This window comes from Psychroflexus montanilacus, assembly GCF_020164535.1.
Classification (GTDB): Bacteria; Bacteroidota; Bacteroidia; order Flavobacteriales; family Flavobacteriaceae; genus Psychroflexus; species Psychroflexus montanilacus.
Genome location: NZ_JAIQZC010000001.1, coordinates 588,046 through 603,085, shown reverse-complemented (window position 1 = coordinate 603,085; position 15,040 = coordinate 588,046). Strand labels below are relative to the sequence as shown.

Annotated in this window: 12 protein-coding genes; 8 read left to right on the top strand and 4 right to left on the bottom strand. The window is 34.0% G+C overall.

What is annotated here, in order from left to right; genetic code table 11:
• Positions 1–51: 51 nt before the first annotated feature.
• Genes LB454_RS02825 through LB454_RS02810 form a run of 4 tightly spaced genes read left to right on the top strand, consistent with a single transcriptional unit; the run spans position 52 to position 5,010 of the window.
• Positions 52–2,481, top strand: a complete 2,430-nt coding sequence (locus tag LB454_RS02825; protein ID WP_224462921.1) for an ABC transporter permease — start codon at positions 52–54, stop codon at positions 2,479–2,481.
• A gap of 18 nt (positions 2,482–2,499) precedes the next feature.
• Entirely contained in the window at positions 2,500–3,168 is a 669-nt protein-coding gene (locus LB454_RS02820; protein WP_224462920.1) for an ABC transporter ATP-binding protein, read from the top strand.
• A gap of 4 nt (positions 3,169–3,172) precedes the next feature.
• On the top strand, positions 3,173–4,585 hold the full coding sequence (locus LB454_RS02815) for a TolC family protein (RefSeq protein ID WP_224462919.1): 1,413 nt from the start codon (positions 3,173–3,175) through the stop codon (positions 4,583–4,585).
• A 23-nt stretch (positions 4,586–4,608) separates the two neighbouring features.
• Positions 4,609–5,010 (top strand): DUF5694 domain-containing protein, encoded by a 402-nt coding sequence (locus LB454_RS02810; RefSeq protein WP_322962839.1) that lies wholly within the window; start codon positions 4,609–4,611, stop codon positions 5,008–5,010.
• A 197-nt stretch (positions 5,011–5,207) separates the two neighbouring features.
• Here LB454_RS02810 and LB454_RS02805 read toward each other — a convergent pair whose 3' ends face one another.
• Positions 5,208–6,104, bottom strand: coding sequence for a zinc-dependent metalloprotease (locus LB454_RS02805; RefSeq protein ID WP_224462917.1), 897 nt, complete (start codon positions 6,102–6,104; stop codon positions 5,208–5,210).
• 173 nt (positions 6,105–6,277) lie between these two features.
• Here LB454_RS02805 and LB454_RS02800 point away from each other — a divergent pair, with 173 nt between their 5' ends.
• The 3 genes from LB454_RS02800 to LB454_RS02790 all read left to right on the top strand — a co-directional run bounded on the left by LB454_RS02800 (position 6,278) and on the right by LB454_RS02790 (position 8,907).
• Complete coding sequence (locus tag LB454_RS02800; protein WP_224462916.1) at positions 6,278–6,817, top strand: helix-turn-helix transcriptional regulator; 540 nt, start codon at positions 6,278–6,280, stop codon at positions 6,815–6,817.
• Positions 6,818–6,898: 81 nt separating this feature from the next.
• Positions 6,899–8,329 carry an alpha/beta hydrolase family protein gene (locus tag LB454_RS02795; RefSeq protein WP_224462914.1) on the top strand — a complete coding sequence of 477 codons (1,431 nt, stop codon included), beginning with the start codon at positions 6,899–6,901 and terminating at the stop codon, positions 8,327–8,329.
• A 284-nt stretch (positions 8,330–8,613) separates the two neighbouring features.
• On the top strand, positions 8,614–8,907 hold the full coding sequence (locus LB454_RS02790; protein WP_224462912.1) for a putative quinol monooxygenase: 294 nt from the start codon (positions 8,614–8,616) through the stop codon (positions 8,905–8,907).
• Positions 8,908–9,110: 203 nt separating this feature from the next.
• On the opposite strand, the gene cphA is transcribed toward LB454_RS02790, so the two are convergent.
• A complete protein-coding gene (cphA, locus tag LB454_RS02785; RefSeq protein ID WP_224462910.1) occupies positions 9,111–11,762 on the bottom strand; it encodes a cyanophycin synthetase in 2,652 nt (883 codons plus the stop codon).
• Positions 11,763–11,933: 171 nt separating this feature from the next.
• Here cphA and LB454_RS02780 point away from each other — a divergent pair, with 171 nt between their 5' ends.
• Positions 11,934–12,779, top strand: a complete 846-nt coding sequence (locus LB454_RS02780; protein WP_224462908.1) for a cyanophycinase — start codon at positions 11,934–11,936, stop codon at positions 12,777–12,779.
• Between the two features lie 86 nt (positions 12,780–12,865).
• On the opposite strand, the gene LB454_RS02775 is transcribed toward LB454_RS02780, so the two are convergent.
• Positions 12,866–13,870 (bottom strand): isoaspartyl peptidase/L-asparaginase family protein, encoded by a 1,005-nt coding sequence (locus LB454_RS02775; protein WP_224462905.1) that lies wholly within the window; start codon positions 13,868–13,870, stop codon positions 12,866–12,868.
• Between the two features lie 269 nt (positions 13,871–14,139).
• Positions 14,140–14,955 (bottom strand): PAS domain S-box protein, encoded by an 816-nt coding sequence (locus LB454_RS02770; protein ID WP_224462903.1) that lies wholly within the window; start codon positions 14,953–14,955, stop codon positions 14,140–14,142.
• Between the last annotated feature and the right edge of the window lie 85 nt (positions 14,956–15,040).

Sequence of the window (15,040 nt, the reverse complement as noted above, 5' to 3'; positions counted from 1 at the left end):
TAAGACCTAACAGGTTTTTAAAACCTGTTAGGTCTTTAAAAATAAAACCTTATGATACGTAACTATTTTAAAATTGCTTGGAGGAATATCTGGAAAAACAAATTGTTTTCGGCGATCAATATCGTGAGTTTAGCCATTGGGCTTAGCGCTTCTTTTGTGATTGGTTTGATGATTTATCATGATTTTTCTTTTGATAATTTTCACCCCAATAAAGAGCGCGTCTTTAGATTGATTTCCAACTATGAATCGCCAGAAGGTAAAGATAGTTTTGGTGCTGTAAATTCACCATTGAAAAAGAAAGTAAAAGAAGGACTACCTGGAATTGAAACTGCGTCTTCCCTTTTCACATTCACACCCTACAGACTCGGAGTTAATAATTCTACATATAAAGACCCAGAAGGTTTAGTGTTTACAGACGAACTCTATTTTAAAATTTTTCAGTATGACTGGTTGGTCGGAAATGAGAATGTACTTGAGGAACCCAATAAAGTAGTTTTGACAAAGAAAAAGGCTCAGAAGTATTTCCCAGAACTTTCATTGGATCAAATAGTAGGAAAGACTATCATATATGATGATTCAACCCAAGCTATTATTTCTGGAATTGTAACTGAATTTAAACAAAAAACAGATTTAATTTTCGATGAGTTCATATCGCTTCCTACAGCCGTCCAAAGCGACATGAAAGAAACAGTAACTCAAGAAAACTGGAACAGTACAAATTCTAATTCACAAATGTTTGTTCTTGTAAATGAGCAATCTAAGCTAGATGACATACAAAGCCGACTTGACGAATTAGCCATAGAACACGAAGATATAGAGTCTGTGAAAGATGGTCGTATCACTAGATATGGTCTGCAGCCTTTAGAGGAGTTACATTTTAGTGAATTCGGAATTTTTGACTACGGGAATTTATCTGCAGATAAATCGGTGTTGATTTACTTGTCATTGATTGCTATATTTTTATTACTGCTAGGGTGTGTAAATTTTATTAACCTAAGTACAGCTCAAGCGACACAGAGAGCGAAGGAAATCGGAATTAGAAAAACCTTGGGTAGCTCCAAATCCCAACTCATTTATCAGTTTTTGGGTGAAACGTTTCTTCTCACCTTAATTTCAGGATTTCTGTCTATCTTTTTAGGTTTTGCTTTATTTGAAATTTTTAAAAATTACTTAGCCCCGAGTTTTGATTATGGCCTAATTACCAGACCAGAATCGATCATTGGAATTTTGTTCTTGCTTCTTTCTGTCAGTCTTCTTTCAGGTATCTACCCTGCTTTAATTTTATCTAGATTCAAGCCAGTTTCAGTTTTAAAAAGCCGGATCTTCTTCAATACAGATCAATCTAAATTCAGAAAATTCTTAACTTTTTTCCAATTTGGAATCGCTCAGGTTTTCATTATCGCTACTCTGTTAGTGGGCAAACAAATCAATTATATGATGAATAAAGATTTGGGCTTTAAATCTGATGAGGTAGTTTATTTAAATTTTCCTTATGAAGATGATAGTGTAGATAAGCGATATCTTATGAAAAATGAATTGAAGAATAACCCAAACATAAAAGGTGTAAGTTTAGGCAGTGCTCCACCTGCATCTTTCAGAATGTTTGGCAGCAAACTTACGTTTCCTAAAGAAGAAGGAGAACTCAACATTTATTTTGAGCAGCTGTTTGGAGATACTAACTACTTGGATTTTTATGATATTGCACTGCTTGCAGGAAGAAAACCTTTAAATGATTCAATAAGAGAATATGTGATTAATCAATCTCTTTTGTCTGAACTAGGTTTTAATGATCCTGAAGAAGCTATCGATAAACAGATAAGGGTAAATAATAAATTATATCCTATTGTTGGAGTGATGCGAAACTTCAATCAAAGATCGCTTAAATCTGAAATTGAGCCTATGGCATTCGTGCCAGATATTTATAGACGAAGTTTTTCACAATTCACAACTCTAGGAATGAGCATTAACCCAAATAATAATTTAAAAGCAACCATAGCAGAAATAGAAAAACAATGGAACACTATTTATCCAGAATCTGATTTTAATTTTAAATTCTTAGATGAAACCGTTGCTTCATTTTATGATCAAGAACAAAAAATTTCAAAATTACTGAAATGGGCGACAGGCTTGAGTATTTTAATCAGTGTGTTAGGCTTGTTGGGTTTGGTCATTTATACCACAGAGAGAAAAACTAAGGAAATCGGAATTAGAAAAATTCTCGGAGCTTCTGTTTTGAGAATTAACTTACAACTCTGCAAAGAATTTATGGTACCTATATGTTTTGCAGTTATTATTGCTATTCCGATTGCCTGGTACGGGCTGAACCAATGGTTGCAAGACTTTGCGTATAAAACTAATATTGATTGGTGGGTATTTGTAGTGAGTGCATTGCTTATTATACTCATTGCTGTTTTGGTTATGAGTTTTAAAACCATACAAGCAGCCTCAAGGAACCCTGCCAAAAGTTTAAGAACCGAATAATTATAAAAAAAATCTACTATGCTTTTAGAACTCAATCATATTTACAAATGGGTTAAATCGGGAGGAAGAAGAGTATTTCTCCTCAACGATCTCAGCTTAAAAATTGATGAAGGTGAATTCCTCTCATTGATGGGACCATCGGGCTCTGGGAAATCTACGCTACTCAATGTTATTTCTATGCTAGATGCTTTTGAAGAAGGAGAGTACTATTTTGACAGTGAGGCCGTACATGATCTGTCTTCTAAAAGAAAGACTGGCATTTTCAATGAGAACATTGGATTCATCTTTCAGGCGTATCATCTTTTAGACGATTTGACGGTTTACGAAAATATAGAAACACCTCTGCTGTATAAAAAAATAAAAAGCTCAGAGCGTAAAGCTCTGGTAGCAGACATGCTGGACAGGTTCAATATAGTTGGAAAAAAAGATTTATTTCCACATCAGCTAAGTGGAGGCCAACAGCAACTGGTGGGAATAGCTAGAGCTTTAATTATTAAGCCCAAACTCATTTTGGCAGATGAACCAACAGGCAACCTGAACTCTGCTCAAAGCGATGATATTATGGGGCTTTTTAAAAAATTGAATCAAGAAGGAGTGACGATCATTCAAGCTACACATTCTGAAAGCAATGCAGGGTATGGGACAAGAATTGTGAATCTACTTGATGGAAGTATAAATAAAAACTAGAACTATGTTGAAATACCTTTTTGGCTTTATTTTGCTATTGATTCAGTTCAACGGATTTTCTCAGGATACAACCATAGAATTAAATCTCAATACTGCTTTAGCTATAGCTCTGGAAAACAATCTTGACGTAAAAAGTTCAAATTTAAGAGCTGAAACTTCAGATGTAGAATTTAGGCAGGCCCGAAATTCTAGATTACCCAACCTTAATGGAAATTATAACTTTGGCCTCAATAACGGTAGAAGTATAGATCCTTTTACAAATACATTTATAGAAGAAGAACTCACCTTTTCTAATGCTGGATTAGCTTTGGAAGCCACGATATTTAACGGGTTTCAGATTAAAAATAGAATTCAACGCGATCGCTTCAACCTAAAAGCTGCTGAGGCTGAGGTGGAGCAGGCTAAGCAGGAAATGGTATTAAATGTGACTCTGGCTTACTTTCAAATATTGAATAATAAGGATTTATTGAGACTGGCTAAAGCTAGAAGAACCTCAACTAAGGAACAGCTGGAGCGACTTCAGGACTTAAATGAAGAAGGCCAGGGTAATCCTGCAAATTATACAGATATTCGAGGTCAACTCGCCAATGATAATTCTATTATCGCTGATGCTGAAAACAGTTTGAAAGCTTCCAAACTGGAGCTCATAAGGCTTCTCAATATCGACACAAAAATCAATGTGACTATAAATCAATTTAAAAATGAGCCAGTTGAATATGAATTTTCTGCAGATCAAGTTTTCGATGAATCTCAGGATAATTTAGCAAGCTTTAAGGCGGAAGAATTTAGAATCAAGGCAGCCGAAGAAGATATACAAGTCACCAGAAGTCTTTATGCTTTAGAGATTTCATTCTTTGCGCAATTAAATACTAACTTTTCAAGTCTTGCAACTTTATTTAATGAGACAGGAACACAGGTGGTTGAAACTTCACAATTTGTAAGTATTGGAAATGATAATTTTCCAGTTTTAAGTGAGCAAACCAATTTTATAGAGGAACGTATTCCTTACCAAGATCAATTGATCAATAATTTAAACTCTAATCTTGGCATTTCTCTTAGAATCCCGATTTTTAACGGATTTAGGGCCAAAAACACTGTAGCCCTGCAGAAAATTGTTTTGGATGAGCGTAAAGTGAATTACCAAAGGATTGTAAATGAATTTAAGCAAGCTATCCAAGAAGCGCATAACGACATGCAGACGGCTCACGAAAAGTACATTATTTTTAAGGAGCAGGTGGAGGCTTACTCAGAATCTTTTCGTGTCAATGAAATCCGATTTAATAGCGGTGTCTCCAATATTGTGGAATATATCATCAGCAAAAACAATCTGGATAATGCGAAAATCAACCTAGCTAATGCGCGCTATGAATATATTTTCAGAACAAAGATTTTAGATTATTACAGGGGAATCTCTTAGCATTAGTATTTATTCATTTTTAAATCGTTCTGAAACCCTTTTTTTATTGGTTTCACCGATGGGAAGTTGGTCTTCATTATCTAGACATATGCGATGGCCTTCCATTACTTTCAGATGAGGATTCTTTAAGTCTGTTGGAAAAGTTGAAATTGATTAATCACGATCAGTATCTTGATTACTTAATTGCTGTAAATGCGGATATGCTAACCCATGTTGGCAGTGAGAAAGATTTTGAAGGAGCTGATGAAGCTGCAAAATATTACAAGAGAAATCTAAGGATGTTTTCAAACTTGAATAGAATTGAACTCACCTTAAAAGACAGGATGTTTATTTTAATGGGAGCGAGCCATACTGCATTTTTTAGAGACTTTATCAGTAGGAATTCTAAGTTTAAAATGGTAGATTCTTTTAAATATTTGGATTAAATCAATACATGATTAGTCATCATATTGTGACTTTAATAACATTTAAAAATGCTTTAAAGACTAAAACTTACGGTTTAGAATCCTTTTAAAAATATTTATCTCTAGTCTTAACATTAGTTATTTTATATAGAGTTGATTGTAAAAAAAAATCACCTTCAAAACATGAAGGTGATTTATGGCTATATCTAATTTTAAAATTAGTAAAGGAAGTTTAAAGCGGTAACGTCATTAGAATTAAAATTACCTGATACTCCTGTATTGAAACAAGCAAGCATTAAAGATGTTGGGTCATAACCTTCAGGTGTACCTGGAATGTAATTTGCGCCAACTCCTGCTGTACCTTCATTTGTATTTTGTCCACAACTTTGTCTGCTAAAGAAATCGGTATGACGAAATCCAACCGAATGTCCAATCTCGTGAGTAATCACGTGTTCGATGACACCTAGGCTATATTGATTAAGTCCATAAATTTGTACAAATTTGAATGGATCTCCACCACTAGGAAAACCTGCCTGTCCTCCAACTGAGCTTGGATTATTAACTTCATTATTGTAAACTACCATATCCTTATCTTGGAAGTCAGTTCCAAAAGTAAGGTTGAAATTAATACTCAAATTAAGTTGATTATAATTTTGAACTGCCCTACTTAAAGCTGTTCGCTCTCTGGAAGATAAAGCCTGGCTACCGCCTGTAAAACCAATTATAGTTATCGTTTGAGGACTCACAAGAGCATTTGTTCGATATTGTTTTTCGTGTATATTTTCGTAGCCGTCAAACTGCATTTTTTCCAGTTCCTCAGGAAACATAACAATGTCACCTTCTACGCGTATCACCTCGCGTTTCTCTCCACCTGGAAGTACCATTTCTTCACGTTGAGCTCCAACAGGACTAAGATGGTTTTTTGAAATCAAATCCAAAGTTTTTTGATCAACATTTGATGGAGTTTCTGAAGTATTGACCCCCAAAATTATTTCATCAAACTCATCAACAGTTTGACTTTCTGTTGCTTCATCAAATATTTGTTCATCTTCACAGGATGTAAAAAAGAATAAACCTAAAATTGCTGGTACGATTAATTGTTTTCTAATTGTCATAAATAAATGTTTAGTGTTACAAATACTTGCGCAAGTATTAATTAATATTGCTCTAATTTCATTTTAAATGTTTGGACATGGTTAATTAATTGTAAACTTTTTACTTTTTTTAACAGTTATTTAGAAAATGGATGATTTATTGATAAATTATCGCAAACTTAAATTAACTATTAATGTTCGATTTTAGAGTTGATACAGATGTTTGGTTTCTGTTTAGTGTGTTTTTCATAAGCGGATTAAGTTTATTTATGATTGCTTATGTCGTCTTACCATATTTTGTGAGACGAGCACAGTTGAAAAGGATAAGAGCAAAACAAATATGGAAAAATGAACATTTTGAAGCTATTGAAAAAAAATATGATCAACATGAAGTCAGTCAAATCATACAAATGAACAGGCTTTTAAAAACTGACTTAACTAAAGCATTACTAGAGTCCATTCACTCTAAGGAAAATAACTTGAGCACCTTCTATTCAGAATTTGAAAAAGTTTATCCTACATTTTATTCTTCTCTAATTAGGTTATTTCCTAATATGACAACAAACGAAATTAAACTTTGTTGCTTGATCCGAATGAAACTTACCTCCAAAGAGATCAGTCGAATTTTAAACATAACACCAGATAGTGTAAATAAGGCTCGGTATAGGTTGAGACAGAAAATGAATATAGATTCTAAAACTGATTTAGATCTTTATCTTATGCACTTGAACTAATAAAAAGATCGCTGTCCATTCGTTGTCCATCCATTTTTTGAGCTTTAAAAGAGCTGAAGCCATATGTTTGTCGAAAAACGTATGAGACCATTTGAAGTTATTCTGTTAGTCCTTTTATCCAGCTTACCTTTTATTATATTTCTAGTGAAACTAACTTTCAAAAGAATATTTTGTATAGTAGGTTTTATTTTCTGCATTTTACTGCATTTAATTTTTGAAGGGTATCGCTGGCAGATGATTCCTGCTTATTTCTTAATTCTTTTAATGAGTTTATTGATAAATAGAGAGTTTAAAAAAACCAACAAAACCTCCAAGGTTTTAGTATCTATTTTCTCTATAATTTTAGTATCAATAAGCTGGATTATTCCCCTTGTTTTTCCAGTTTTTAAACTTCCCAACCCGACAGGTCATTTTCATGTAGCTAGTCAGTATATTCAGCTTAAAACTAACCTTCAAGATGTTTTCTCCGATAATGAAGATTCTAAAAGAAGTTTTATGGTTAAGGTTTGGTATCCAGTTGATGAACCTGATGGAGAGACAGAGAAGTATTTGGATAAGGGAAATCGTGTTGGGTTTACATCGAAATACCAACTACCTGAATCTACATTAAATTACCTTGACTATGTTGATACTCATACGTACAATAATAAAAGTGTAGCCAAAGGAAAATTTCCAGTTCTTATTTTTTCTCATGGATTAAATTCTGAAGCTTTTGGATATTATGCTATACTCGAAGAAATTGTAAGTCATGGATTTATTGTGATAAATATTAATCACACTTATGAGAGTAGTGGATCTCAATTTTCTGATCATGAAATTAAACTCTATGATAAATCCTTTGATTTGAAAACCAATGATCAAGAAATGCAAACTATGGCATGGACCGCAAGTCAGGCCTATAATAAGGCTGTAACTGACAGCGAAAAATTTGAAGCGATAGAAGACTTAATTTTAGATTATGTTGCAGCAGATATTTCTGAAAGATGGAGTGATGATATTTCGTTTGTCATTGATTATTTAAACCAAATTGATTCAAACTCATTTTTAAAAAGCCATATGGATTTGTCCAAAATTGGAGCTTTTGGACACTCACAAGGAGGTTCTGCTGTTGGTTTAGCGATGCTAAATGATGATAGAATACAAGCTGGAGTAAATTTGGATGGAGCCCAGTGGGGAAATATGGTAAACAGCACTTTGCAGAAACCCTTTATGCTGTTATCATCAGATTGGGATAAAAACCATATGGATATCAACAAATTTTCTTATCAGAGTTTAGAGAATGCCACCTATAAAAGCCTATTCATCGAAAACTCAGGTCATTCAAATTTTATGGATATTCCACTCATGGTTAATCTCCCTATTGTAAATGAAGCTGGATCAATTGATCCTTTAAAAAGCTACTCAATAATCACCCAGCTTGTTATTAATTTTTTTAATCAACATTTTGAAAACACACATTTAAAAATTGATAATCTAATAGAAGAGTATGATAAAATGAAGCTTAAAAAATAAATGTGATAGTACGAGGATATAAGGTCAAAAGCTATTTGAAAATGACTTTCATCTTATTAAAAATTCACGTTACTCATTCATACGTCAATCCAAACCATCTAATATTTCTCTATGAATAATCCTTCGTATTGGAATCAAGTGAAACGTTTATAATTTCATCATACTTTTATTTAAATCTTAAGTTCTCATTACTTTAAAAGATTCACAAAATCACTGTAAAGGTTGGACGATATTTTTCATTGTTCGTATGTTGTTTAATGAATAATTAAATAAATCAAACAAAAATGAAAAAACTAGGTTTGCTAGCGACGGTAAAAGTTAAAAAGGGAAAAGAAAGTGAAGTCAAAGATTTTCTGGCTAATGCAGTTGAAGCGGCTAGAGAAGAAAAAGAAACGGTAACTTGGTATTCATTCCAAATCGATGAATCTACCTTTGGTATTTTTGATACTTTTGAAAATGAAGATGGTAGAGAGGATCACCTCAATGGTAAAATTGCGAAAGCTTTGATGAAAAATGCTTCAGAATTATTTACAGAAGGGCCTATAATCAAAAAAATAGATATCATAAGTAGTAAATAATTGTTTAATTCTTTTAAGAAGCGGCTCATATAGTTTTAAGTTATATGAGTCGTTTTATTTGGTGGATTTGCTTTTTACAGAAAGCTAACAGTATAACTTATGAGTGCTTCTCATTAAAAGGTGTTACAAACTAACTAAAAAAATGACCTGGTTTTACTAAACTCTACTACCGTAAACACTGTTAGATTTCCATATCAATTTTATCAATATTCTATTTTAGAAGTATCGTTTTGATGCAATTGCTGCCTATTTTCTTCTTCTTTTAACTCTGTTACAAAACCTATAGATCTAGGCACTGAGTCGCAAATGATTGTTATGAAAGACCCTGGTTTTGCTTTTAAAATAGATTTTGTAATGGCTGTTTTTTCATCAGGAATATAACTGACAGGCAAAGAAGAGTTAGCACTCCTAATTCCTTCCATCAGTAAATTGTAAATTTCATTTGGATGACGACCCCTCAAATCTTCGTCCTGTCGAATAACAATTTCATCAAATATACTTCCACTCACTTTACCAAAATCAACAATATCTTTATCCCTTCTATCGCCAGTTGCAGCTATAACTCCAATTTTCGGAAAACCTTTGGTGTTCTTTAAAAAACCACCAATAGCTTTCATTCCAGAAGGGTTGTGGGCATAATCTAGAAGGACTTCAAACGATTTGAATTGAAATATATTCATACGTCCAGGGGTTTGTGACGGACAAGGGGTAAAGGTTCGAAGCGCTAACCGAAGGTCCTCTATTTGCACATTTTGTAGAAAAGCTGTTAGTGCAGATGGTAAAACATTCTGTATCATGAATAAGGCTCTACCTGAAAAAGTAAGCGGTATGTTCTTTACTTTCTCAACTTGTATTTTCTCGATGCCTTTTATAATAGTGATATATCCATTTTCAAATACTGCTGCAATGCCTCCAGATTTACAGTGCTCTATGACAGCACTGTTGTTCTCGTCAAGACTAAACAAAGCAATTTTGGATTGGACTTTGTCTCGCATACTAAGGACATTTGCATCATCCGCATTCAAAATGGAGTATCCTGATGCTGTAACATTTTCAACCACAACTGATTTTACTAATGCTAATTTTTCTAAAGAATCTATACCTTTCAAGCCAAGATGATCAGAAGCAATATTGGTAACAATACCAACATCGCAGTGACTAAAACCAAGTCCCTCTCTTAGAATTCCTCCTCGTGCAGTTTCTAATACTGCAAAATTTACTGTTGGATCATTAAGAACGAATTTGGCGCTTTTTGGTCCTGTACAGTCCCCATCTTGGAGCTTAACATTTTGCACATAAATTCCTTCTGAAGTAGTAAAGCCTACTTGGAACCCAGAAGTTTTCATGATATGAGCGATTAGGCGAGTGGTAGTGGTTTTTCCATTTGTTCCTGTCACAGCCACAATTGGAATTCGCGCTTGCTGACCGGGTGGAAAAAGCATGTCGATAACTGGTTTCGCCACATTCCTTGGTTTGCCTATCGTTGGATCAAGATGTATTCTAAATCCTGGAGCTGCGTTTACTTCTATCACTGCACCATCATTCTCTTTAATTGGTGTTTTGAGATTCGACGACATTACGTCTATACCACAAATATCGAGTCCAATGATTCGGGATATTCGCTCCGCCATGAATATATTTTCCGAATGTACTGTATCCGTAACGTCTTCAGATGTGCCACCCGTGCTAAGATTAGCAGTAGTTTTTAAATATAAAACTTCCTTATTTGGTATAACTGAAGTCAGCTTAACTTTTCTGAAACTTAAAATACACTGAGTCATCTTATCTATTTCAATTTTGGTAAGCATGTTTTCATGTCCAGGTCCTCTTCTTGGATCAGCATTTACCTTATCAATAAGCTCATGGATGGTTGATCGCCCATCTCCTACGACATGAGCTGGGGTGCGTTTTGCTGCAGCTACTAATTTATGATTGATTACTAAAAGTCGATAATCAAAACCATTTATCCAACGTTCAACTATAATACGATCTGAAAATTTTTGTGCTTGCTTGAATGCTAGTATAGCTTCGGTTTCCTTATTGACATTTGTTGTAGCTCCCTTCCCGTGGTTTCCATCAACAGGTTTTATCACACATGGGTAACCTACTCTTTGTAATTCACTTTTCAAACTGTCTTCATCTATACAAATTCCTCCGAAGGGAACAGGAATTCCTGCCTTATGAAGCAGTAGTTTAGTATCTTCTTTATCCCCAGCTATGTCAACTCCAAGATTACTGGTTTGGTTTGTAATTGTAGCTATAATTCGCTTTTGATTTACACCATAACCTAATTGAAACAAAGAACCTTCATTAAGACGCATAAATGGAATTCCTCTTTTATCAGCCTCATTTATAATGGACTGTGTACTAGGACCAAGCTTGTTTTCATCTCTAAGTACTTTCAAATGCTGAATATCTGTTTTAAGACTATAATCTTCTCCAATAATAATTGCCTCTACAATTCGAACTGCTGCTTGAGCAGCATATAAACCTGCACTTTCATAGATATAATTGAAAACAACATGATAAACCCCCTTACGTTCTGCTTCACGAGTTCTACCAAACCCACAATCGATTCCTGCAAGAGTTTGAATTTCTAGAGCCACATGTTCAACAATATGGCCCATCCAAGTCCCTTCTTTTACACGTTCTAAAAAACCACCATCATGACCCTCTGAACAGTGATGTTCATATAAGGAAGGAAGTAATTGTTTAATTCGTTTATAGAATCCTTCAACCATATCAGAGGGGAGAAACTCCATTTTTCCGAGATCGAGTTTCATGACGACAAGTTTATGTCTTCGATTGGACCAGTAATTAGGACCCCTCAACAGTTTAATATCAATTATCTTCATAGGTTTATGTTTTAACCATATTAGTTTTGGATAGTGATTAGTTAGAGCTTTTAAAGCTTACCTTTAGAAATAATTAGTTAATCAATATTTCAAATCAAACTACTGACTTCAACTTTTATAAAAAGTAAATTTCTCTAAGTTAGTCAATTAGGCCTACCTTAAATCACAATTATGAAAAAACCAACGGGTATTTTAATAGCAATAGGAGGAGCAGTAGATAAAGGAACTGGTTCAGACTTAGATAATTCTGAACAGCATAGCAACAAATTTTTGGAAGCTGGCATATTAAAACGGATGCTTGAATTACTCGAAGGCAATACAAACCGTATTGAAATTATTACGACGGCTTCCTTAATACCCAAAGAAACTGGCCAGCACTATGTAGATGCATTTGCGCGGTTAAATAATAAAAATATAGGGGTAATTCACATCAAAAACCGAACAGATACTTTAGATGAATCCTACAAAAAAAGACTTGCCGAAGCTGAAGGTGTACTTTTTACAGGAGGAAATCAATTGAGACTAACCAGTATTTTAGGAGGAACATCAATTTTATCATTGTTGTTATCTAGGTATCAAAATGATAACTTTGTAGTAGCTGGCACAAGTGCTGGTGCCATGGCTATGTCAAAAGTAATGATCTATGCTGGTGGAAGTTCTGAAGCACTTCTAAAAGGTGAAGTAAAACAATCTCAAGGGTTTGGATTTATTGATAATGTAACCTTCGATAGTCATTTTATTAAAAGAGGACGGTTTGGTAGACTTTGCCAAGTCATTGCTAAGAACCCAACTAATGTAGGGATAGGCCTTGGAGAAGATACTGGATTGCTTATAACTGATGGAGATCACATGGAAGCTATTGGATCTGGCTTGGTAACCATTGTGGAAGGGAATAAAATCACTTATACCAATATTGCTGATATTGAAAATGGTCAACCTATTTCCATCGAAAATCTTATTGTTCATATTTTATCAAAAGGTCGAGGTTATTTGCTCTCAAAAAAGCATCTCGATTAGAGCAATTCCTCTAATTAGACTTCTGTCTTATGTTTAAATTGAGGACTATTAATTTTCATGTTTCTGTAAAAACGAAGCCTTCTTAATTATTTAAAAATTTCTGCTCTGGCAGGCTCAATATCTGAAACAATGCCTCGATACATGCCTTCGGTATTAAAAGTCATCTCATAGTTTCCTTTTTTATCGAGAGCAATTACACCTGCTTCTCCATTTTGTCCTTTTAATTTTTTATGGATAACAAAATCTACTGCTTCTTTTAAGGATTTGCCCTTATATTCTATAAGAGCAGAAATATCATAAGCTACAACATTACGCAGGAAGTATTCTCCATGACCAGTTCCTGAAACTGCACAAGTGTTATTTTTGGCGTATGTTCCTGCACCAATTATAGGCGTATCGCCAACTCGCCCATAACGCTTATTTGTCATTCCACCGGTCGATGTAGCTGCAGCCAAATTTCCATGTCTATCCAATGCTACTGCTCCTACAGTACCTAATTTCTTATCATTGTTTTCAATCTCTTTGTCTGTACTTTTATTTTCACCACTGTGATCTAAAATCACCTCATTATTCTCACGAGCTAGCATTAGCTGCTGATAGCGTTCTTCTGAATAGAAATAGCTTGGCTTTTCTAGTCTTAAATTTTCTTTTTTAGCAAATTTTTCGGCTCCTTTACCAATTAGCATAACATGTGGTGAGTTTTCCATTACTTTTCGCGCAGCTGTAATTGGATTTTTGATGCGTTTTACACCAGCCACCGCTCCAGCATTCAAAGTGAGACCGTCCATGATTGAAGCATCCATTTCATTCTCACCCTCATAAGTAAATACTGAACCTCGTCCTGCATTAAAAAGAGGAATATTTTCTAAAACTACGATAGCGGCCTCTACAGCTTCAACCGCTGTTTTTCCATTTTTTAAAATCCTTTCTCCAACACTCAGTGCGCGAATGAGAACATCTCTATAGGCTTTTTCTTTTTCAATAGTCATATTCCTAGGTAATATTGTTCCAACACCACCATGAATTACTAAAACAAACTTTCTCTTTTCCATTTCTTTTAATGTAAATGTAAGTATTCCTATCACCTCCATTTCACAAGTATGAATAGTATTATGATAAAGCAAACATTAAAAGTTGTTTTTGGCTTTAGTTTATTTCGAATACAATTTAAATTTCTTCAATCGGATTTTTTTATCAATCCTTTCTGTAAATTACCTTATTTAGGACTATTGTATGTAAATGATACAGCTTACTGAAATTAGTTCTGAAATCGTTTTTTCTTACTAATGAATGTTTCTATAATTAATATTATTGAAACCTTATATCTAATAAAAGGCTTGAAATTTTAAATAATTCTGTATTAATAAAACAAGAGCCGTTTATGTTTTTTGAACTCGGTTTTGTACTCGTTACTATTAGCCTCCGCAACAATAGCTTTGGTCAGCTGGTCAAGTTCTGTAGCAGCTTCTTTTAGATAGGTAATTGTTTTGATATTAGTATCACTGTCTAAATGCTCAAGATTAAATAAATCGGATAAACCCAAAATATTAGCGACAGGTTTTCTGATTTCATGGGACTGTTTCCATGATATTTGTCTCAAAACCTTATTTTGATTGATGATGGTGTCTTGATGATGCTTTAGATTTGTCAAATCTTCAAGTATAATAATAACATTCAATTTATTATTGGTGTAAAAACTACTAAGGCTTGCTCCAACGACTATTTTTTCTTTTTTCTTACTCAAGCAGTATAAATATTTATTTACTCTAGTTGTAGGGGCTCCCTCTTTTCGATAAGCTTTAAGAAGAGAATTGTAATCCTTATTCAGTGTTTCAGGGAATAAAACTTCTATAGATTGTTTCAAAATATCTCCGTCCGTGTATCCGAAAACCACTTCAAACTCTTTATAGATGTAACTGATAGTATTTGTTTCATCCAATATAAGCATAGGGTGCGGAATGGCTTCCAAGTTTTTAATGAGCTTTATTCTGGATTGCTTTAGTCTAATTACATTCTGTTTAGTTTCAGTTATGTCATGACCGATACATAAGATTCCAATAGGTTGTAGGTCTGAATTTTTCAATATTGAAAATTCCCATTGTGTCCAGTAATAACCATTTTCAAACTTAATTGGTTTTCTCAATTGAATTGGAATTGCTTCATTTGGTTTACTCAATATTAAATAGAAAACTTCTTGAGCGCGATTTAAACCCCCAGGATGAATACTTATAGCGGATGTTTTATTAATAAATTCTTCTCTG

Bases quoted from the DNA above. Each gene is read 5' to 3' on its own strand.
- LB454_RS02800 (WP_224462916.1), top strand. From the start codon at position 6,278: ATGTTCGATTTTAGAGTTGATACAGATGTTTGGTTTCTGTTTAGTGTG.
- LB454_RS02805 (WP_224462917.1), bottom strand. From the start codon at position 6,104: ATGACAATTAGAAAACAATTAATCGTACCAGCAATTTTAGGTTTATTC.
- LB454_RS02775 (WP_224462905.1), bottom strand. From the start codon at position 13,870: ATGGAGGTGATAGGAATACTTACATTTACATTAAAAGAAATGGAAAAG.
- cphA (WP_224462910.1), bottom strand. From the start codon at position 11,762: ATGAAGATAATTGATATTAAACTGTTGAGGGGTCCTAATTACTGGTCC.
- LB454_RS02795 (WP_224462914.1), top strand. From the start codon at position 6,899: ATGAGACCATTTGAAGTTATTCTGTTAGTCCTTTTATCCAGCTTACCT.
- LB454_RS02820 (WP_224462920.1), top strand. From the start codon at position 2,500: ATGCTTTTAGAACTCAATCATATTTACAAATGGGTTAAATCGGGAGGA.
- LB454_RS02825 (WP_224462921.1), top strand. From the start codon at position 52: ATGATACGTAACTATTTTAAAATTGCTTGGAGGAATATCTGGAAAAAC.
- LB454_RS02790 (WP_224462912.1), top strand. From the start codon at position 8,614: ATGAAAAAACTAGGTTTGCTAGCGACGGTAAAAGTTAAAAAGGGAAAA.
- LB454_RS02815 (WP_224462919.1), top strand. From the start codon at position 3,173: ATGTTGAAATACCTTTTTGGCTTTATTTTGCTATTGATTCAGTTCAAC.
- LB454_RS02780 (WP_224462908.1), top strand. From the start codon at position 11,934: ATGAAAAAACCAACGGGTATTTTAATAGCAATAGGAGGAGCAGTAGAT.